Here is an 18,314-nt window from a genome sequence, read left to right on the forward strand (position 1 = left end):
GTTTTGTGGGGGCTAAATCTCTTTCTCCTTTTGGGGGGTGGGGGTGGGGGGGGGGGGACTCTCCACAAGCGGCGTCCTCTGCGGATATGCCCCTCTCCCCGGCCCTCTCCCCTGAAGGGGAGAGGGAGCATAACGCCCCCACGCTCCGCGAAATCGCGCTCGATTCGATCGAGCGCACCCGCTGGGTGCCCGAACGCGCGATCAACCGCATCCGCGCGATGGTGGAGGGGCGCCCGGACTGGGTGATCAGCCGCCAGCGCGCCTGGGGCGTGCCGATCGCGCTCTATGTGAACCGCCAGACCGGCGACTATCTCCGCGATCCGGCGGTCAATGCCCGCATTCTCGACGCCTTCCGCGCCGGCGGGGCCGATGCCTGGTATTCGGCCGACCATCAGGCGCTGCTCGGCCCCGATTACAACCTGGCCGACTATGAAGTCGTCACCGACATTCTCGACGTGTGGTTCGATTCGGGCTCGACGCACAGCTTCGTGATCGAGGCGCGCTATGGCGAGGGCGTGCGCGCCAACCTCTATCTCGAAGGCTCGGACCAGCATCGCGGCTGGTTCCAGTCGTCACTGCTCGAATCCGCCGGCACGCGCGGCCGGGCGCCCTATGACGCGGTGCTCACGCACGGCTTCGCGCTCGACGGCCAGGGCAAGAAGATGTCCAAGTCGCTGGGCAATGTCGTCGATCCCTTGAAGATCATTGGCGAGAGCGGCGCGGACATTCTGCGCCTGTGGGTCGCGCAGACCGACTATTTCGACGATGTCCGCATCGGCAAGGAAGTGCTGGCCGGCACCGGCGACGCCTATCGCAAGATCCGCAACACCTTCCGCTATCTGCTCGGCGCGCTCGACGGGTTCAGCGAGGGCGAGAAGGTGGCGGTGGCCGACATGCCCGAGCTGGAGCGCTATGTGCTCCACAAGCTGGCGGCGCTCGATGCGGAGCTGCGGTCGGCGGCGGCGGCGTTCGAGTTCAACCGCTATGCGCGCGCGCTCGGCGACTTCATGAACGAAGACCTGTCGGCCTTCTTCTTCGATATCCGCAAGGACTGCCTCTATTGCGATGCGCAGAGCGATCCGAAGCGCCGCGCCTATCGCACGGTACTGGACGTGCTGTTCCACGCGCTGGTCCGCTACGCGGCGCCGATCCTCGCCTTCACCGCCGAGGAAGTGTGGCAGGCCCGCTTCCCGAGCGAGGACGGGTCGGTCCATGAACTGGAATGGCCGGTGCTGCCGGAAGGCGCCACGGTCGAGCATGACTGGGCGGAGGTGCGCGCGCTGCGCCAGACCGTGACCGAGGCGATCGAGCCCTATCGCCGCGAAAAGCAGGTCCGCTCCAGTCTGGAAGCCGAAGTGACGGTGCCGAAGCTGCCGATGGCGGCCGACGATCTGGCCGAATTGTTCATCGTCGCCTCCGTTGCCGAAGGTGAAACGGTCACGGTCACGCCCACCCAGCGCCACAAATGCGGCCGGTGTTGGCGGCATCTTCCCGAAGTGACGCAGGACGGGGCGCTGTGCGACCGCTGCGCGAAGGTGGTGTTGTGATGAAGTCGGTACGGTTTCTGGGCTTCGGGGCGGCGGCGATCGTCTTCCTGCTCGACCAGTTGAGCAAATATATCGTCACCGGGCCGCTGGGCCTGGTGGTGCAGAATGATTCGCTGACCCTGCTGCCCATCTTCGACCTGCGCTTCGTCAAGAATGTCGGCGTGTCGCTGGGCCTGCTCTCGGCGAACAGCCCGGCGACGCGCTGGCTGCTGGTGCTGATGACGGCGGCGATCGCCGTCGGCGTGCTGGTGTGGATGCTGCGCGAGAGCAAGCGCAGCGACGTGCTGGCGCTCGGCCTGGTGCTGGGCGGCGCGTGCGGCAACATCCTCGATCGCTCGCGCCTCGGCTATGTCGTCGACTTCGCCGATCTGCATTTCGGCGAGTGGCGCCCCTTTTTGGTCTTCAACGTCGCCGATGCGGCGATTACCATCGGCGTGGTCATCCTCTTGATCCGCGCCCTGCTCGTTCGCGACAAGGCACCCAAGTCGCAGGCCCCTGTGGAGAATAAACTGAATGCGTAAGATTGTCCTCGTCGCGGCCGGCCTGGCGTGCATGGCTTCGCTCTCCGCCTGCGGCAAGCGCGGCTACGACCGCGCCCGTCCCGACGAATTTGCCGTGGCGCGTCAGGCGCCGCTGGTGATCCCGCCCGATTTCTCGCTGCAGCCGCCGCAGCCGGGCGCCGCGCGCCCGCAGGATACCTCGGCAGCCGATCAGGCGCTCGAGGCGCTGTTCGGCGGCTCGGCCGTGCGCAGCCCGGCGGAAAATGCCACGCTCGACGCCGCCGGCCGCACCAGCGCGGATATCGGCGCGCGCAGCATGGCGGGCAGCCCGAACACCAATGTGGTCGACAAGGGCCAGACCACCCGCGACATCATCGCCGCGCCGCAGGGCAACGGCAAGGACGCCAGCGTCAGCACGCCGCAATAAGCGACCGCGCAGCGCACGAAAAAACGCCGGTCCGCCATGTGCGGGCCGGCGTTTTCGTTTGCGGCGGGCTTGTGCCCTGCCCTCTCCTGTTCCCTGGCGGAAGGGGCGCGATGCGGCTCCCGGCCGCAACCGCACCCCGATTCCGTCAAACCATCGCGATCAGAAGCTGACCCCGACCGAGCCGACCACACCCGCCTTCGAGGCATTCTTGCCGCTGGGGGTGATGAACTTGCCGTCGGTATCGACATAGGAAATGCCGAAGGTCAGCGCCTTGTAGGTATAGGCGGCGCCCAGGTTCCAATCGGTATATTCCTTGCCGATCGACAGCCAGCTGGGGCCGAAGGTGTGGCCCAGATGCGCGGTCAGGCTGATCGGCGTCTTGGGAATGGCAGCCGACAGGTCACCGGCGAGGTAAACATTGTCGTTCTTGGCGAGATTGGTCTGGCCCTGGTCCAGCGACAGCGCCTTCTGCTTCGGCGCATAGTTGACCGTGCCCTTGGCAGTCACCGGGCCGATCGCGTAGCTGACCGAGGCATAGGGCTCGATAAAGTCGGAAGAAGTCTTGTCGCCGGTGAAGCCGGGGCGCGTACCCGGATACACATAGTAGAGCGCGCCGACGTCGAGCGTCACGCCGCCCTTGAAAGCATGCTTGTAGCCGGCGATCAGGTCGAGTTCCTGATGGGCCGTGCCGTGCGCGGTGACATAATCGTCAACCGAAGAACCCCAGAACGAGGCGTAGAAGCCCGACGCGTGGCTGACCGTCACGCCGCCCTGCACCGCGAAATTACCGTCGGTCTGCGAGATGCCGCGGAACCGGTAATCGCTGACCAGCGTGGCAGTGCCGTTGATCGTCACGGCCGGAGCGGGAGCGGTTTCTTGCGCCAGCGCGGGGGCGGTGGTGGCGAGCATCAGCGCGCCGAAGCTGATCATGGTGAAGCGCATGGAATCCCTTTCAATTCTGAACCAAAGGGTCCCCACCTGCTGCGCCCGGCATTGCTTGGTTGGAGGCTCTTTGGCCAGCGCAACTTTGGGGCGACACAAGTTGATTGCCGAAATGCGCTGCGTTGCACAACATTATTCGCCCAATCGCCAGTTGGATCGTGACAAACTGTTGCGGCGCCGCAACATGACCAAGATAAGACCAAATGAAGAAAGCGCTCCCGGCACGAGGCCGGAAGCGCTTCTGCAACCCTGAAAGATATGGGTTCAGTCGATGGCGATGATGGCGTCCACTTCGACTGCCGCACCCAGCGGCAGCACGGCGACACCCACGGCGCTGCGCGCATGGCGGCCGGCATCGCCGAACAGCGCCTGCATCAGCTCCGATGCGCCATTGGCGACCTTGGGCTGATCGACGAAATCGGCCGTCGAATTGACGAACACGCCCAGCTTCACGACGCGCTTCACGCGCGACAGGTCGCCGTCCAGCGCCTTCTTGATCTGCGCCACCAGCATCAGGCCGCAGCGCTGCGCCGCTTCGGTGCCGAACGCGATGTCGCGGTCCTCGCCCAGCCGGCCGGTCATCAGCGCGCCGTCCTTGAACGGCAGCTGACCCGAAATGTGGAGCAGCCCGCCCGCCTCGACGACGGGCACATAGGCCGCGACGGGCGCGGCGGCTTCGGGAAGGGTGAGGCCCAGCTCTTCGAGCTTGCGATCGATGGCAGTCGTCATGGCCGCCGCTCAACCACTGCCGCGCGGCGCGGTCAAGCCCGGACGAACTTGTCGAGGATCCAGCCTTCCGCCTCACGCCAGTCGTCGATGCGGGCATGGGCATGGGGCGCTGGCGGCACATGCGGCGCCAGATCCGGTTCGGCGACCATATGGAGCCGGAATACCTCAGGCGCGTGCTTCGCTACCGATTCGTGATGCGCCGGCAGATCGTCGACGAACACCGCCACCGGCGCGCCGAATTCAGCCACCAGCCGCGCGACCGGATTGCCCTTGCCGCCCTGGTTGCATTCGACGCGATGGGCGATGCCATGGGTGGCGAGTTGGGCCACGCGGTGCTCGCGGCAATGGTCCTGCAAATTGGTGAGCACGACGATGTCGGCCACCTCGGCGATCCGGGCCAGCACTTCGCGGGCGTGCGGCACCAGCGTCTGTCGCGCCATTTCGGCCGGGAAGAACCCGTCGATCAGCGCCCACATCTCTTCGGCCGAAAGCTCGCCGTCGCCGCTGCGCCGTCGCATCGCGCGGGAAAAATCACCGCCGGCCATGTCGAACGCAATATCATGCTCCTCATCCAGCCAGGTGCCGAAATGGCGGACCATGTGCAGCAGGACTTCATCGCAATCGGTGATCAGCAGGGGCTTCATGCGCGCTCCAGTTTCTGCCGCGCCTCTACCAGCAGCTGCGGCGCCACGTCGAGCGCGGACGCGCAGGCGATCAGATCGGGCTCATGCGCCTCCAGAAAACCCAGGGTCGCCGCCAGCACCGCCGGTTCGCCGGCCCCGGCCCGCAGTCCATCGGGGTCGAGGCCGGTCAGATCGAGCAGCCGATTCGCGCGGCCCGAATCACCGAGCGTCCACACCAATGCCTGCAAAGCCAATGCTTCCGCATTTGTTTCTGCGCGTTTCATGCCCTAAGTATCGCTTTAATCATTCGAAGGGTTGCGCGTGCCAAACCGGGTGCTCGTTGTCGAGGACAACGAACTCAATCTGAAGCTGTTCTGCGATCTGCTGCGTGCGCACGGTTTCGCCACCCAGCCGGTGCGCGACGGGCGCGAAGCAGTGGCGACGGCGCGCCAGTTCGAGCCCGACCTGGTGATCATGGACATCCAGTTGCCGCACGTCACCGGATTCGAGCTGATCCAGCAGATGCAGCGCGATACGGCGCTGCGCCAGATCCCGATCATGGCGGTGACGGCCTATTCGGGCCATGAGGATGAAGAGCGGATTCGGAGCGCGGGCGCCAAGGCCTATGTCGCCAAGCCGATCTCGCTGATGCGCTTCATGGAGCAGGTGCGCGCGCTGTTGCCGGCAGAGCCGGTCGCAACCATCGACGACGCGCAGGGAGAAGCGGCAGAAGAAGCCCCGTCCTCGCCCGAATCGGACACCCCGGACGGGGCGGCGGAGGCGTAAAGCCTCCGCGCGGCCGGCTTACTTGATCTTGGCTTCCTTGAACTCGACGTGCTTGCGCACGACGGGATCGTACTTGCGGAAGTTCAGCTTCTCGGTCTGCGTGCGCGGATTCTTCTTGGTGACATAGAAGAAGCCCGTATCCGCCGTGCTGACGAGCTTGATCTTTACGGTGGTCGGCTTTGCCATGACCCGGAACCCTCAATTCGTGCGAAATGAAAAGAGCGGCACGCCAAGGCGCACCGCTGACAGACGCGGGCGGATGCGCGAATCGGCCGGAAAAGTCAAGGGACGGACGCTTCACGCGACTTTAACGGCACCCGCGCCATGCATCTGGCGCAAGGGGAAATCGAATGGAAGTGCTGGTTCCCGCCTTTCTGCTGGCGCTGCTGAGCCTGGCCGGGGATCGGCTGACGCTGTTGATGGCCGCGCTGGGCGAGCGGCGCCCGGGGCCGATTCCCGTCGCGCTGGCGGCGGGGCTGGGCCATGCCGTACCCTGCCTGTTTGCGGGTGCGGCGGCCGTGGCGATCGCACCGCATATGCCGCCGCGCGCGCAGACCGTTTTTCTGGCGGTGTCGCTGGCGGTGAGCGGCATCGCGCTGTTCTGGCCCGCCGGCGGCGTTCCCCGCTGGCTGGACGGACGATTCGGCACGTTGCTCACTGCGCTACTTGGCGGAGCGGTGCTCGGCGCGGGCGGGGCGACGCCGCTGTTCGTGCTCGCGCTGGGGCTCGGCGGCGCGCCGTGGCTTGCCGCAACCGGCGCGGCGCTGGGGGCATGGGCGCTCTTCACCGTCGCCGCGCTGGCGGGAACGCTCTGGCATGCGCTGCCACGCATGGTGGTACGGCTGGTTGCGGCGGTGCTGCTGACGCTTGCCGGGCTGGTAAACGGGCTGTCGGCAGCCGGGCTGCTCTGATTACCCTATCCGATCATCCTGATCGCCAAAATTTCGCTGCGGCGGCCGGAACCCGGCCCTATATGCCGTTCGTTGGGTTCTCGTATCGAACCCCACCGGAGGAATATATGGCAGACAATAGCGCAGCTTTGGCGACTCCCACCGACCTGAACCGCAACGACACCAAGAGCGTCGCGGATGCGCTGAACAGCGCGCTCGCCGACTGCTTCGCGCTCTATTTCAAGACCAAGAATTTCCACTGGCACGTCTCCGGCCCGCATTTCCGCGACTATCACCTGCTGCTCGACGATCAGGCGACGCAGATCCTGGGCGTGACCGACGCGATTGCCGAGCGCGTGCGCAAGACCGGCAACACCACGCTGCGCTCGATCGGCGACATCGCGCGCCGCCAGACGCTTGCGGACAATGATGCCGAGTTTGTTGCCCCGGGCGACATGCTCGCCGAGCTGCGCGACGACAATCTGAAGCTGGTCGAAAGCTTCCGCGCGGTGAAGGACGCGGCCGAAGCGGCGCGGGACAATGCCACCAGCGGCATTGTCGACGAATGGACCGACCAGGCCGAGGAACGCGCCTGGTTCCTGTTCGAGGCCAGCCGCAAGGGCTGAGGCCGGAAAGGGGCCGGCACCGCTATTCCGCGTGCCGGCCGCCCCGAATCACTTGATGGCGGCGAGGTCGGCTTCGACCTTCTTCAGCATCTCATCGGACAACGCGCCGTTCGAGAACGGCTGCACCGCGTGCAGGCTCATCGCCTTGAACTGCTCGAGCGCCGGATGGCTGCTGAGGCCAGGCAGGTCGGAATCGAGCACCGCCTTGGCCTTGGCGTCGGCGATCAGATCCTGAATCGGCGTGTCGAGGGTGAATTTCGCAGCCGTGGCAGTTGCCGTCTGCGCGGCGGGCGCCGGCGCATTCTGGGCGTTCGCAGCCAGCGGGGTCAGGGTGGCCAGTACCAGGCCGAACGAAACTGCAAGCTTCATCGCATCCGCGCTCCAAAGATGAATGCGTATTGCATTCGTGACACACGCTAGAGCGGAATTGCGGCAAGCGCGAGACGCTTCGAACCGCTAGCGGCTGAGTGTCAGCAGCCACATGTCGGGCACGGCCCAGAAGCGCAGCGGCACGATGCTGGTGCCAATGCCGGCGCCCACCACCACGGTGCGCCCAGCTTCGCGAATCACGCCGCAGCCATAGCGGCGGCCATAGGCCGAAGCCGTGAACAACGGCCCCAGCAAGGGCATGCTGATCTGGCCGCAATGGGTGTGTCCGGCCAGCACCAGCCCGTAGCGCGGCGGCAGCGCAGCGGCGATGTCGGGTTCGTGCGCCATCACCAGCGTCGGCCCCGGCAGCGCGCGCGCGGCCCGGTCCATGGCCGCGAAACGATATTGATCGCTCCACAGATCGTCCGCCCCGGCAATCGTCAGCGGCCCGCGCCGCACCGCCTGGTTGCGGAGCAACGTGATGCCGGCCTGCGCCATGTGGCGCGGCAGCAGCGCGACGCCGGCCACGCTGTAATCATGATTGCCCAGCACCGCGACCACGCCATAGCGCGCCTGCACCTCCCGCAGCGGCGCGACGATTTCCGCCTGCGAATATTCGTGCGTGGCAGCATCGCGATGCGATTCGAAATCGCCGGCGATCAGCACCAGGTCCGGGTGCAGCGCATTCACCTGCGCGACGACATGGGCCAGCCGCGATGGCGGCGTGTCCGGCCCGACGACATGCAGGTCCGACAGCAGCACCACCCGCATCGGCGGCGCGCTGGCCGGCCAGTCGGCCATATGCACGTCCAGCCGCCGCACCGCCGGGTCGCGAATGGCGGTAGCGTAACCGATGGACAGAAAGGCGATCAGGACGAGAAGCAACAGGGTGACGGCGCGGCGCATGTGCGGCCCTCTAGCGCCTGGACGCGGCCGCGCCCATCTAGTTCGATATGCGCGCCTTTGCCGACCTGCTCGACCGGCTGATCTACACGCGATCGCGCAACGCGAAGCTGCGCCTGATCGGCGCCTATCTGCGTGCCACGCCCGATCCCGACCGTGGCTGGGCCATGGCGGCGCTGACGGGGACGCTCGACCTGCCGGCGGTGAAGCCGGCGCTGCTCCGCGCGATGATCGAGGCGCGCGTCGATCCCGTACTCTATGCGATGAGCCGCGACTTTGTCGGCGATTCGGCCGAGACGATCGCATTGCTCTGGCCCAGCCCGCACCGGCCGCCAGCCGAATCGGCGCCGCTCACGCTTGGCCAGGTCGTCGACACGCTCGCCACCATATCGAAATCGGACGCGCCCGCGACGCTGGCGGCCATGCTCGACCGGCTCGAGGCGGACGAACGGTTCGCGCTGCTCAAGCTCGCGACCGGCGCGCTGCGCGTCGGCATTTCGGCCCGGCTTGCCAAGACTGCGCTCGCCCAGGCGTTCGGGCTCGATGTCGATGCGGTGGAGGAAGTGTGGCACGGGCTTGCCCCGCCCTATACCCGCCTTTTCGACTGGGCGGAGGGCCGCGCCGAACAGCCGCGCGCCGAGGATGTGCCGGTCTTCCGGCCTTTCATGCTCGCCCATCCGCTCGAGGAAACGGCGGTCAGCCTGGCCGACTATGCCGCCGAATGGAAATGGGACGGCATCCGCGTCCAGCTCGTCCATGCCGGCGGCGAGACGCGGCTGTACAGCCGGGCGGGCGACGACATCACCCGCAGCTTCCCCGAAGTGGCAGCGGCCTTCGCGACACAAGGCGTGCTCGACGGCGAGCTGCTGGTGCGCGGCGAGGCGCAGGGCGGTGAGGCCGGCAGTTTCAACGCGCTGCAGCAGCGGCTGGGGCGCAAGCTGGTGTCGGCAAAGACGCTTGCCGAATTTCCCGCCTTTGTCCGCCTGTACGACATATTGTTCGACGGCGCGGAGGATGTCCGCGCACTGCCCTGGCACGCGCGCCGGACGCGGCTGGAAACATTGGTGCCGCAGCTCGATCGGGAGCGCTTCGATCTCTCCGCGGTCATCGATGCGCCCGATTTCGATGCGCTGGCAGAGATCCGCGCCGGCGCCCGCGATGCCGCGATCGAAGGCGTGATGCTCAAGCGGCGCGATTCGCCCTATGTCGCCGGGCGGCGCGTCGGGCTGTGGTATAAATGGAAGCGCGACCCGCTCACGGCGGACTGCGTGCTAATGTATGCCCAGCGCGGATCGGGCAAGCGCAGCAGCTTCTATTCGGACTTCACCTTCGGCGCCTGGACCGCCGACGGCGAACTGCTGCCCGTCGGCAAGGCCTATTTCGGCTTTACCGATGAAGAGCTGCAATGGCTAGACCGCCATGTCCGCACCCATACGGTCAACCGCTTCGGCCCGGTGCGCGAGACCGACAAGTCGCTGGTGCTGGAAGTCGCGTTTGATTCGATCCACGAGTCGCGGCGCCACAAATCGGGGCTGGCGATGCGCTTCCCCCGCATCGCCCGCATCCGCACCGACAAGCCGCCGCACGAAGCCGACACGATCGAGGGGCTGCGACGACTGGTGACGTGAGCCCATTGGCAGCACCGCGCCGCCGTGCGAGGCTGCCGCTTCATCCTGTGGGGGGAAGCAAATGGTCGGGGTTAGACTGGCGCTGTCGCTGGTGATGGCGGCGGTCGCTGGTGGGGCAGCGCCCGAGGCGGCGCGACAGCAGCAGACCACGCCGCCGGTCATCGGCATGTGGCAGCCACCGGCCGGCCTCATCCAAATGCCGCTGTGGCCCGGCAGCCCGCCCGACAGCGCCGATGCCACGCGCCCGCCCGAACATTCCGAAACCTCGGTCAATCCGAAGCGCTTTGAGGGGCGGCCGGTCACCGGCATCTTCGACGTGACCACGCCCACGCTCACCTTCTATCCGCCCAAGCGCGCGGGCAAGGGCGCCGCGGTGCTGGTCTTCCCGGGCGGCGGCTTCAAGCTGCTGGCGATCGACCTGGAGGGCACCGAGGCGTGCGACTGGATGACCGCGCGCGGCATCGCCTGTGCGGTCGTCAAATATCGCGTGCCGGACAGCAATCACCATTATGACGCGGCCTGTGATTGCCATGTGACGCCGCCGCACCTCACTTCACTGGAGGATGCACAGCGCGCAATCCGCCTGCTCCGCGCCCGCGCGGCCGAGTGGCATGTCGACCCGCACAAGATCGGCGTGATCGGCTTTTCGGCGGGAGGCTATCTGGTCGTGCAGACGAGCAACATCGTCGAACCCGCTTATACGCCCGTCGACGCGCTCGACCGGATCAGCAGCCGGCCTGACTTCGCCCTGCCGCTCTATCCCGGCCATCTCTGCCGCAAGGACGACACGCTCGACCCTGCGATCCATGTGACCAGGGAAACGCCGCCCACGTTCCTCGTCCAGGCATGGAACGACCCGGTCGACGAGGTCTGCAACAGCACGCTCTATGCCCGCGCGCTCGACGCGGCGGGGGTACCGGCGGAAATCCATCTGTTCGGCAGCGGCGGCCACGCCTTCGGCTTTCGCCGGACGGGCACGGGCGTCGATCGCTGGACAGTGCTGATGGAAACCTGGCTGCGCGAAAGAGGGCTGCTGTAGAGGGCCTGAGCGCTCAACTGCCAGCATCAATGAACGCAGAAAGGGCGCGGAGATGCGTAACCGTTCGAAGAGGCGCGGCAACGCCCTCGGGCCATGCCATGGCGCGGGGAAACCAAACAGCCTGCATTCCTGCCGCCGCCGCGCCCAATATGTCCGCCCGTGGGTTGTCGCCGACGAACAGGCTGTTTTCCGCCGCCACTCCAAGTCGGGCAGCTGCGCGGTGGAACAGGCGGGGATCCGGCTTACGGAGTTGCTCCGCTTCCGAGATCAGGATCGCGTCGACCGCCTCTCGAAACCCGAGCGCGTCGATAACGCGGTTCTGAAATTCCGTCATGCCATTGCTGACGATAGCGAGGCGCAGCCCCCGCTCCCGTAGCGCCGCCAGCAGTTCCCCGGCGCCTTCCATCGGCTCAACGTGCATCTCGAAATCGGATTCATATGCATCGGCGAGATCGACAGAATCGAGATCGTTGATGCCAAGCGCCGCCAATAACCGCGGGTAAAGCAGTGGCTTGGGCAAGCTGCCATGTGCGTCCAGTGCCAGAAACTGCGCGACGAACGTCGCCAGATCGATGCGCGGTGCAAACCAGCGGCGATGCTGATCGCACAGGAAGCTCGCGAGCGATGCAGCACGATCGTGGAGTGTCTCGTCCAGGTCGAACAGGACAGCCGAAATCATCCGATGCTCCCCCGACAAACAAAAAGGCCGGGCGTTTCCACCCGGCCTCTTCGATTCGCGTAGCCCTTGGCAGGGTTACTGCTGCGGCGTCAGGTTCACCGCTGCGTACTTGCCGCGACGGTCGACCTCCAGCTCGAATTCGAGCCGGTCGCCTTCGTTGAGCGTCGGCATGCCGGCACGCTCGACGGCGGAGATGTGCACGAACGCATCGGGCTGCCCGTCGTCGCGCTGAATGAAGCCGAAGCCCTTCATCGCGTTGAAGAACTTGACCGTGCCGGTCGCCTTCTCCCCGGTCAGCTGGCGCTGCGGGCCGCCGCGCGGCGCACCGCCCGGACCACCGGCAGCGGCGTCGCGCGGAGCGCGCTCGGTCACCGGCATCGGCTCACCATCGATCTTCAGCTCGGTCGCCGAGATACGGCCACCGCGATCGACCAGCGTGAAGCCCAGCGGCTGGCCTTCGGCCAGTGCGGTCAGGCCAGCCTGTTCCACGGCGGAGATGTGCACGAACACGTCCTCGCCGCCGTCATCGCGAACGATGAAGCCGAAACCCTTCTGTGCATTGAAGAACTTCACGACACCGGTTGCTTCGCCGACGACCTGGGGCGGCATGCCGCGGCCGCCGCCGAAGCCGCCACCACCGCCGCCGAAGCCACCACCGCCGCCGCCGCCGCGGAAACCGCCACCGCCGCCGCCGAAGCCGCCGCCACCACCGCCGCCGAAGCCACCGCGGCCACCGCCGAAACCGCCACGGTCTTCGAAGCCGCCGCCGAAGCCGCCGCCGAAGTCATCACCGAAGCCGCCGTCGCGCTTGTCCCTACCGCGCCCGCCGCGATCACCGCGGCGCCCTCTATCGAAACTCATGCCCTGTTCGTCTTCCCGGTTCGCCCTACGTAACCAATCAAAACCCGAGCGCCGGACGAAAAACGCAGGTCTTCCGGCACTAACATAGCGCCACCGGCACCGTTCATAACGCAAAACAATAGGGCACGCGAACAAATTTCGTGCCGATCAGCGCCTTTATGGCATCAAAGTGTCCGAAACGCCGCACATCCTCCCGTTTCCGGCCGCCGCTGTGCAGGAAAACGCCCGGAAAACGCGCCGTCCGATGCGGCAAAGCATTGAGATGCGACGGCAAGCGGTCTAGGCGATTCGGATGGCTGTATATTTCCACGAAGAAGACCTGCCGGAAGACGTGTTCGCCCCCGGCGCAGCGATTGCCGTCGATACCGAGACGATGGGTCTGATCACCCCGCGCGACCGGCTGTGTCTGGTCCAGCTGTCCGACGGGTCGGGCAACGAGCATCTCGTTCGCTTCGGGCCGCGCTCCAGCTATGACGCGCCGAATCTGCGGATGGTCCTCGCCGATCCCGAGCGGGTGAAGCTCTATCACTACGCCCGCTTCGACCTGGCGGCGATTCGTTTCTACCTCGGCGTCACGGCAGGCCCGGTCTATTGCACCAAGACCGCTTCGCGGCTGGTGCGCACCTACACAGACCGGCATGGCCTGAAGGATCTGGTGCGCGAGCTGGTGGGCGCGGAAATTTCCAAGCAGCAGCAGTCGTCCGACTGGGGTGGCCCGGACATCAGCGATGCGCAGCGCGATTATGCCGCGTCGGACGTTCGCTATCTTCACGCCCTGCGCGAGGAACTGGATCGCCGGCTGGAGCGCGAGGGACGTACCGAGCTGGCCCAGGCCTGTTTCGACTTCCTGCCCTGGCGCGCCGAACTCGATCTCGCCGGCTGGCCCGAAGTCGATATCTTCGCCCATATCTGATCCCGGGGTTGCCGATCCCCAGTCGGCTACCCACAAAGGCTGCCATGTCTGAACTCGCCGCCCGGTTGCGCTCGCAGCGACGGTCCTGGGCCCATCCCGGGAGCCACCATGATCGCATGGTGCGGCTGGCGCTCGTCGTGCTGCCCATGGGGATCGGCGTGCTCGGCGCGTTTCTGGTGACGGCGCCGCTGTTCATGGGCGGCGATGTCAGCTTCGTGCTCGACAAGAACAAGGTGGCGATGTCGCCCGAGCGGTTGCGAATCGAAACCGCCGATTATCGCGGCCAGGATGCCAAGGGGCAGCAGTTCGAGCTGCATGCCGGTTCGGCGGTACAGAAGAGTTCGGCCGAGCCGATCGTGCAGCTGCGCGACCTGAGCGCGCAGATTCGCCTTACCGACGGGCCCGCCACGCTGGTGGCGCCGCAAGGCCGGTACAATATGGACAGCGACCAGGTGGGCGTGGACGGGCCGATCCATTTCCAGACCGCCGACGGCTATGTGCTCAACACCCAGAACGCTACGGTCGACCTGAAGACGCGCCGGCTGGCGAGCCAGGGTGGCGTGCGCGGCACGACCCCCAGCGGTCCGTTCAGCGCAGACAGAATGACAGCCGATCTTGACCAGCGTATCGTCAAGCTTACCGGCAATGCCCGCTTGCGGATCATGCCGAAGCGCGCAAATAGGCAGCCATGATGCATCGTTCCGCCCTGTTCGCCCTCGGGCTGCCGCTGCTGGCTGCGGCATCGGTGCCGGCCGTCGCCCAGTCGCGGCACGATTCGAACGCGCCGATCGACGTTTCCTCGATCAATGCCGAACTGCAGGACAAGGCGAATCGCGCCATTCTGACCGGCGACGTCACCATCAAACAGGCGGAAATGACGCTGAAGGCCCAGCGGGTGGTGGTCAACTATACCGGCAGTGCGCTCAGCGGTTCGCCCGAAGCGTCGCGGCTGGATGCCTCGGGCGACGTCCTCGTCACGCGCCCGGACCAGACCGCGCGGTCGAATTTCGCTGTCTATGACGTCGATCGCCGCATCATCACCATGATCGGCAATGTCACGCTGCGCCAGGCCGGCAACAATGTCTCGGGTGCGCGGCTCTCGATCAACCTCGATACCGGTCGCGCGACGATCGACGGATCGGGCGTGCGCGGCTCGGGTTCGGGCGCGGGCCAGTCGGGCGTGCAGAACCAGGGCGGCCGCGTGACCGGCCGCTTCTCGGTGCCCAAGCGCGACAACTCCGGCGATTCGCAGCAGCCGCAGACGCCGGCCTCGCCGAAGCAATAACCGGGTTCGGGCCACGGCACGCCGCGCAGGGCCTTTTCTTCCCGGCATTTATCATGCAGGAATCCTGCCAATCGGCCATGCTGGCCGGTCGGTACCCGCGAACAGTTCCCAGCAGGAGTCGTGATGAGCGACATCGACATCCTCGAAACGCCGATCGCCGATCCGGCCCCGACGCCCGAACGCGGGCTGGCGGTGGTTTCGATCGCCAAATCCTATGACAAGCGCACCGTGCTGACCGATGTTTCGGTGTCTGTCGGGCGCGGCGAAGTCGTGGGGCTGCTTGGCCCCAATGGCGCGGGCAAGACGACCTGCTTCTATTCGGTAATGGGTCTGGTGAAGCCGGACAGCGGCCGCATCATGCTGGACGGCGAGGACATTACCCGCCTGCCCATGTATCGCCGCGCGATTCTGGGCCTGGGCTATCTGCCGCAGGAAACGTCGATCTTCCGGGGCCTCAGCGTCGAGAAGAACATCCTCGCGGTGCTCGAACTCGCCGAACCCGATCGCGATGCGCGCCAGGCGCGGCTGGAGCAGCTGCTCGACGAATTCGGCCTCACCCGGCTGCGTACCTCGCCGGCCATGGCGCTTTCGGGCGGCGAGCGGCGGCGGGCCGAAATCGCCCGCGCGCTGGCCGCCAATCCGACGATCATCCTGCTCGACGAGCCGTTCGCCGGCATCGACCCCATTTCGATCAGCGACATTCGCGATCTGGTGAAACAGCTCCGCGCCCGCGGCATCGGCGTGCTGATCACCGACCACAATGTCCGCGAGACGCTGGAGATCGTCGATCGCGGCTATATCATCTATGACGGCCGCGTGCTGTTCGCCGGCTCGCCCGACGATCTGGTGCGCGACGAGAATGTCCGCCGGCTCTATCTCGGCGAAAGCTTCTCGCTCTAATCCGCCATGAGCCTCGCGCCTCGCCTCGATCTGCGCCAGTCGCAATCGCTGGTGATGACGCCGCAGCTGCAGCAGGCGATCAAGCTGCTGGCGCTGTCGAACCTCGAGGTGGAAACCTTCATCGCCGAGGAGCTGGAGCGCAACCCGCTGCTCGACGCCCAGTCGAGCGACGACAGCGGTGACGCGCCGGTTGCCGAACCGGATTCCGACGTGGAGCCCCGGGACGGCCCGGCCGACGCCAGCGAACTGATCCTGGGCGGCGGCGAGGCGAGCGGCGAAGCGGCGCTCGATGTCGATCTTGCGACCGAAACCTTCCACCATGACTCCGCTGCCGACATGATCGGCGGACTGGACGGCAGCCTGGGTCTTTCCGGCACCGGCGCCGGCGGTTCGGAAGACGGGCCAGATTTCGACAATCTCGGCAGTTCGGACCTGAGCCTTGCCGATCATCTGCTGGCGCAGGCGGGCTCCGTCCTGTCGGGCGCGGACCTGTTCATCGCCCAGCATCTCATCGACCAGATCGACGAGTGCGGATACCTGACCGCGCCGCTGCTCGACATTGCCGAGCGGCTGGGGGTGGCGCTGGCGCAGGTGGAAGCAGTGCTGGCGGTGATCCAGACCTTTGACCCCACCGGCGTCGGGGCGCGCAACCTGGCCGAGTGTCTGGCGCTGCAGGCCAAGGAAGCCGACCGCTATGATCCGTGCATGGCGCGGCTGATCGACAATCTCGAACTCGTCGCGCGCGGCGATCTCGCCCGCTTGCGGCGCATCTGCGATGTCGACGACGAGGATCTGGCCGACATGATCCGCGAGCTGCGCGGCTATGATCCCAAGCCCGGCTGTCGCTATGGCGGGGAAGCGGTGCCGGCGGTGACGCCCGACATTTTCGTCGCCCGTCGCGGCAGCGGCTGGGCGGTGGAGATCAACGCCGCCACCCTGCCCCGGCTGCTCGTCAACCGCGCTTATTATGCCGAAGTTTCGGGCGGCAAGCAGAACAAGGCGAGCAAGGCCTGGCTCAGCGACATGCTCGCCAGCGCCAACTGGCTGGTCAAGGCGCTCGACCAGCGCCAGCGCACGATCATCAAGGTGGCGAGCGAAATCGTGAAGCAGCAGGAAGGCTTTTTCCTGCACGGCGTCGCGCATCTGCGCCCGCTCACCCTGCGCCAGGTGGCGGACGCGATCGAGATGCACGAATCGACCGTCAGCCGCGTCACCAGCAACAAATATCTGAGCTGCGCGCGCGGGCTGTTCGAGCTCAAATATTTCTTCACCTCGGCCATCCAGTCGGCCGATGGCGGCGAGGCGGTTTCGGCCGAAGCGGTGAAGAGCGCGATCAAGGGACTGATCGCCGCCGAAGACCCGAAGAAAATCCTGTCCGACGACACGCTGGTCGAACTGCTCAACGCACGCGGATTCGACATTGCCCGGCGCACCGTCGCCAAATATCGCGAGGCGATGGGAATCGGCAGCTCGGTCCAGCGCCGGCGCCAGAAGGCACTCGAAGGCGCGGGTTGATCCGGCAGCGATCGCGCCGTTCAGGGGCGCAGACCGCCCTGCATCAGCATCATCGTGATGCTGCCCATATCGACATACTGGACGACGCCCGCAAAGCTGCCGACCACCTGCGGATCCTGCGCCAGATCCATCAGCGCGGCGCGGCCCAGCACCGCCAGGCTGTCCTGCAGCGCGGCCGGATCGCCCTTGATCCGCGCCATCGCCTCGGTGCGGCAGTCGCGCGTCACCAGCCGCGTGATCAGCTGCCCGGCCTGGCGAGTCGCTTCCAGCCTGCGGCCTTCATCGACATGCGCCATGTCCCGCACCGCAGCGCCCTGGGCCACGTCCGCGAATACCCAGCGGATCAGCACATCGCGGTCGGCCCGGCTGCTGTGCGCGCGCAGGCACTCGCCAAAAGGGTCGCGCGCCTGGGCCTGTGCAGCCGGCGCCGCGAGGAATGAAGCAAAGGCCGCCCCGGCGGCCAGCACGATACGAATCGACATGGTGCTCCCGCTAGCGAAGGTCCGCGGCAAGATCGGGGCAACGCCGCGGCAAATCGCTGCGCTTACAGCGCGATCAACACTTCGTTGCGGCGCAGCGGCCCGGGGATGAAGGGCGAATTGTAAAAGGCATATTCGACCGCCCCGCCGTGCAGCCCACGCTTCGCCAGCCAGCCGCGCAATTCGTCGGCGCGGTTCGCCAGCACCGCGTCGCTGGCGGCACCGGAGAAGCGCAGCACTGCAACCCGCCGCGCCGGGCGCTTCGTCAGCCGCACCTCGTCGGCAGGTGTCGGCAGCGTATCGAGCGAGAATTTGGACGGCATCACGAACTGGGTGCGCCAGCTGCCTTCCTCCTGGCTGCTCAGCACCGGCGCGGTCATGGCGATCTTCTCGCCGCCGCTGCCGCCACCATCGCCGCGCCGCTTGGCGAAGATATAGTCGGCGAGGCGGCGGAAGCCTGCATTCAGCGCCGGCTCGCGCGCGCCGATTGCGCGCGTTTCGGCGACGACCAGTTCGGGATAGTCGCGAATCTCGAAGGCGCCGTCGCGTTCGACCAGCGTGAATTTCGGCTGCTCGCTCGCCCGCTCAAAGGCGTAATAGGCTGCCGCAGCCGCCATCACGGTTCCCCCGACGATACCGCCGATCAGCGCCCAGTTCGTCCGCTTCGCCACCT

23 protein-coding genes and 1 pseudogene are annotated in these 18,314 nt (G+C 66.5%); 13 read left to right on the plus strand and 11 right to left on the minus strand.

Features of this window, described 5'->3' with window-relative positions; genetic code table 11:
* The 3 genes from ACT53K_RS18380 to ACT53K_RS18390 all read left to right on the plus strand — a co-directional run.
* On the plus strand, positions 1-1,547 hold a 1,547-nt coding region (locus ACT53K_RS18380), incomplete at its 5' end, for a class I tRNA ligase family protein (RefSeq protein WP_476230223.1).
* Positions 1,547-2,068: a signal peptidase II gene (gene lspA / locus ACT53K_RS18385; protein ID WP_476230224.1), complete on the plus strand. Its 522-nt coding sequence runs from the start codon at positions 1,547-1,549 to the stop codon at positions 2,066-2,068. The genes ACT53K_RS18380 and lspA, both read left to right, overlap by 1 nt.
* A complete protein-coding gene (locus ACT53K_RS18390) occupies positions 2,061-2,474 on the plus strand; it encodes a DUF3035 domain-containing protein (RefSeq protein WP_476230226.1) in 414 nt (137 codons plus the stop codon). Before lspA ends, ACT53K_RS18390 begins: the two co-directional genes overlap by 8 nt.
* Positions 2,475-2,633: 159 nt before the next feature.
* On the opposite strand, the gene ACT53K_RS18395 is transcribed toward ACT53K_RS18390, so the two are convergent.
* From ACT53K_RS18395 to ACT53K_RS18410, 4 genes are all read right to left on the minus strand, one after another.
* Complete coding sequence (locus tag ACT53K_RS18395; RefSeq protein ID WP_476230227.1) at positions 2,634-3,416, minus strand: TorF family putative porin; 783 nt, start codon at positions 3,414-3,416, stop codon at positions 2,634-2,636.
* Between the two features lie 264 nt (positions 3,417-3,680).
* Complete coding sequence (locus ACT53K_RS18400) at positions 3,681-4,145, minus strand: RidA family protein (RefSeq protein ID WP_476230229.1); 465 nt, start codon at positions 4,143-4,145, stop codon at positions 3,681-3,683.
* Positions 4,146-4,177: 32 nt separating this feature from the next.
* Positions 4,178-4,789 carry an HAD family hydrolase gene (locus tag ACT53K_RS18405; protein ID WP_476230230.1) on the minus strand — a complete coding sequence of 204 codons (612 nt, stop codon included), beginning with the start codon at positions 4,787-4,789 and terminating at the stop codon, positions 4,178-4,180.
* Complete coding sequence (locus tag ACT53K_RS18410) at positions 4,786-5,052, minus strand: DUF3572 domain-containing protein (protein ID WP_476230232.1); 267 nt, start codon at positions 5,050-5,052, stop codon at positions 4,786-4,788. Before ACT53K_RS18410 ends, ACT53K_RS18405 begins: the two co-directional genes overlap by 4 nt.
* Positions 5,053-5,089: 37 nt before the next feature.
* Here ACT53K_RS18410 and ACT53K_RS18415 point away from each other — a divergent pair.
* Positions 5,090-5,449: pseudogene (locus ACT53K_RS18415) on the plus strand (response regulator); the annotation flags it as partial.
* Positions 5,450-5,572: 123 nt separating this feature from the next.
* Here the strand turns inward: ACT53K_RS18415 and rpmG are convergent.
* Entirely contained in the window at positions 5,573-5,740 is a 168-nt protein-coding gene (gene rpmG, locus ACT53K_RS18420) for a 50S ribosomal protein L33 (protein ID WP_025294449.1), read from the minus strand.
* A 164-nt stretch (positions 5,741-5,904) separates the two neighbouring features.
* On the opposite strand from rpmG, the gene ACT53K_RS18425 reads away from it, so the two are divergent.
* A complete protein-coding gene (locus ACT53K_RS18425; protein WP_476230234.1) occupies positions 5,905-6,465 on the plus strand; it encodes a hypothetical protein in 561 nt (186 codons plus the stop codon).
* A gap of 107 nt (positions 6,466-6,572) precedes the next feature.
* Positions 6,573-7,070 (plus strand): Dps family protein, encoded by a 498-nt coding sequence (locus tag ACT53K_RS18430; RefSeq protein ID WP_476230235.1) that lies wholly within the window; start codon positions 6,573-6,575, stop codon positions 7,068-7,070.
* 48 nt (positions 7,071-7,118) lie between these two features.
* Here ACT53K_RS18430 and ACT53K_RS18435 read toward each other — a convergent pair whose 3' ends face one another.
* Together ACT53K_RS18435 and ACT53K_RS18440 are read right to left on the minus strand one after the other, a co-directional pair.
* Positions 7,119-7,439, minus strand: coding sequence for a hypothetical protein (locus ACT53K_RS18435; RefSeq protein WP_476230236.1), 321 nt, complete (start codon positions 7,437-7,439; stop codon positions 7,119-7,121).
* 87 nt (positions 7,440-7,526) lie between these two features.
* Entirely contained in the window at positions 7,527-8,345 is an 819-nt protein-coding gene (locus tag ACT53K_RS18440) for a metallophosphoesterase (protein ID WP_476230237.1), read from the minus strand.
* A gap of 47 nt (positions 8,346-8,392) precedes the next feature.
* Here ACT53K_RS18440 and ACT53K_RS18445 point away from each other — a divergent pair, with 47 nt between their 5' ends.
* Positions 8,393-9,970 carry a cisplatin damage response ATP-dependent DNA ligase gene (locus ACT53K_RS18445; RefSeq protein WP_476230238.1) on the plus strand — a complete coding sequence of 526 codons (1,578 nt, stop codon included), beginning with the start codon at positions 8,393-8,395 and terminating at the stop codon, positions 9,968-9,970.
* A 61-nt stretch (positions 9,971-10,031) separates the two neighbouring features.
* A complete protein-coding gene (locus ACT53K_RS18450; protein ID WP_476230239.1) occupies positions 10,032-11,009 on the plus strand; it encodes an alpha/beta hydrolase in 978 nt (325 codons plus the stop codon).
* A 13-nt stretch (positions 11,010-11,022) separates the two neighbouring features.
* Here ACT53K_RS18450 and ACT53K_RS18455 read toward each other — a convergent pair whose 3' ends face one another.
* Both ACT53K_RS18455 and ACT53K_RS18460 read right to left on the minus strand, forming a co-directional pair.
* Positions 11,023-11,688 carry an HAD family hydrolase gene (locus ACT53K_RS18455; RefSeq protein WP_476230241.1) on the minus strand — a complete coding sequence of 222 codons (666 nt, stop codon included), beginning with the start codon at positions 11,686-11,688 and terminating at the stop codon, positions 11,023-11,025.
* Positions 11,689-11,763: 75 nt separating this feature from the next.
* Positions 11,764-12,549 (minus strand): cold-shock protein, encoded by a 786-nt coding sequence (locus tag ACT53K_RS18460; RefSeq protein WP_476230242.1) that lies wholly within the window; start codon positions 12,547-12,549, stop codon positions 11,764-11,766.
* A 292-nt stretch (positions 12,550-12,841) separates the two neighbouring features.
* Here ACT53K_RS18460 and ACT53K_RS18465 point away from each other — a divergent pair, with 292 nt between their 5' ends.
* The 5 genes from ACT53K_RS18465 to rpoN all read left to right on the plus strand — a co-directional run bounded on the left by ACT53K_RS18465 (position 12,842) and on the right by rpoN (position 17,162).
* Entirely contained in the window at positions 12,842-13,462 is a 621-nt protein-coding gene (locus ACT53K_RS18465; protein ID WP_476230243.1) for a ribonuclease D, read from the plus strand.
* Positions 13,463-13,506: 44 nt separating this feature from the next.
* Positions 13,507-14,154 carry an LPS export ABC transporter periplasmic protein LptC gene (gene lptC, locus ACT53K_RS18470; RefSeq protein WP_476230244.1) on the plus strand — a complete coding sequence of 216 codons (648 nt, stop codon included), beginning with the start codon at positions 13,507-13,509 and terminating at the stop codon, positions 14,152-14,154.
* Positions 14,151-14,747 carry an LptA/OstA family protein gene (locus ACT53K_RS18475; protein ID WP_476230245.1) on the plus strand — a complete coding sequence of 199 codons (597 nt, stop codon included), beginning with the start codon at positions 14,151-14,153 and terminating at the stop codon, positions 14,745-14,747. Before lptC ends, ACT53K_RS18475 begins: the two co-directional genes overlap by 4 nt.
* A gap of 123 nt (positions 14,748-14,870) precedes the next feature.
* The gene (gene lptB, locus ACT53K_RS18480; protein ID WP_476230246.1) at positions 14,871-15,647 is read left to right on the plus strand and encodes an LPS export ABC transporter ATP-binding protein; all 777 of its coding nucleotides are present in this window, start codon (positions 14,871-14,873) and stop codon (positions 15,645-15,647) included.
* A 6-nt stretch (positions 15,648-15,653) separates the two neighbouring features.
* On the plus strand, positions 15,654-17,162 hold the full coding sequence (gene rpoN / locus ACT53K_RS18485; RefSeq protein ID WP_476230247.1) for an RNA polymerase factor sigma-54: 1,509 nt from the start codon (positions 15,654-15,656) through the stop codon (positions 17,160-17,162).
* 20 nt (positions 17,163-17,182) lie between these two features.
* Here the strand turns inward: rpoN and ACT53K_RS18490 are convergent, their stop codons facing one another.
* The gene (locus ACT53K_RS18490; RefSeq protein WP_476230248.1) at positions 17,183-17,644 is read right to left on the minus strand and encodes a hypothetical protein; all 462 of its coding nucleotides are present in this window, start codon (positions 17,642-17,644) and stop codon (positions 17,183-17,185) included.
* 62 nt (positions 17,645-17,706) lie between these two features.
* Positions 17,707-18,312, minus strand: coding sequence for an SOUL family heme-binding protein (locus ACT53K_RS18495; RefSeq protein ID WP_476230250.1), 606 nt, complete (start codon positions 18,310-18,312; stop codon positions 17,707-17,709).
* Positions 18,313-18,314: the final 2 nt, after the last annotated feature.

It is taken from the genome of Sphingomonas sp. DMC8, assembly GCF_056314185.1.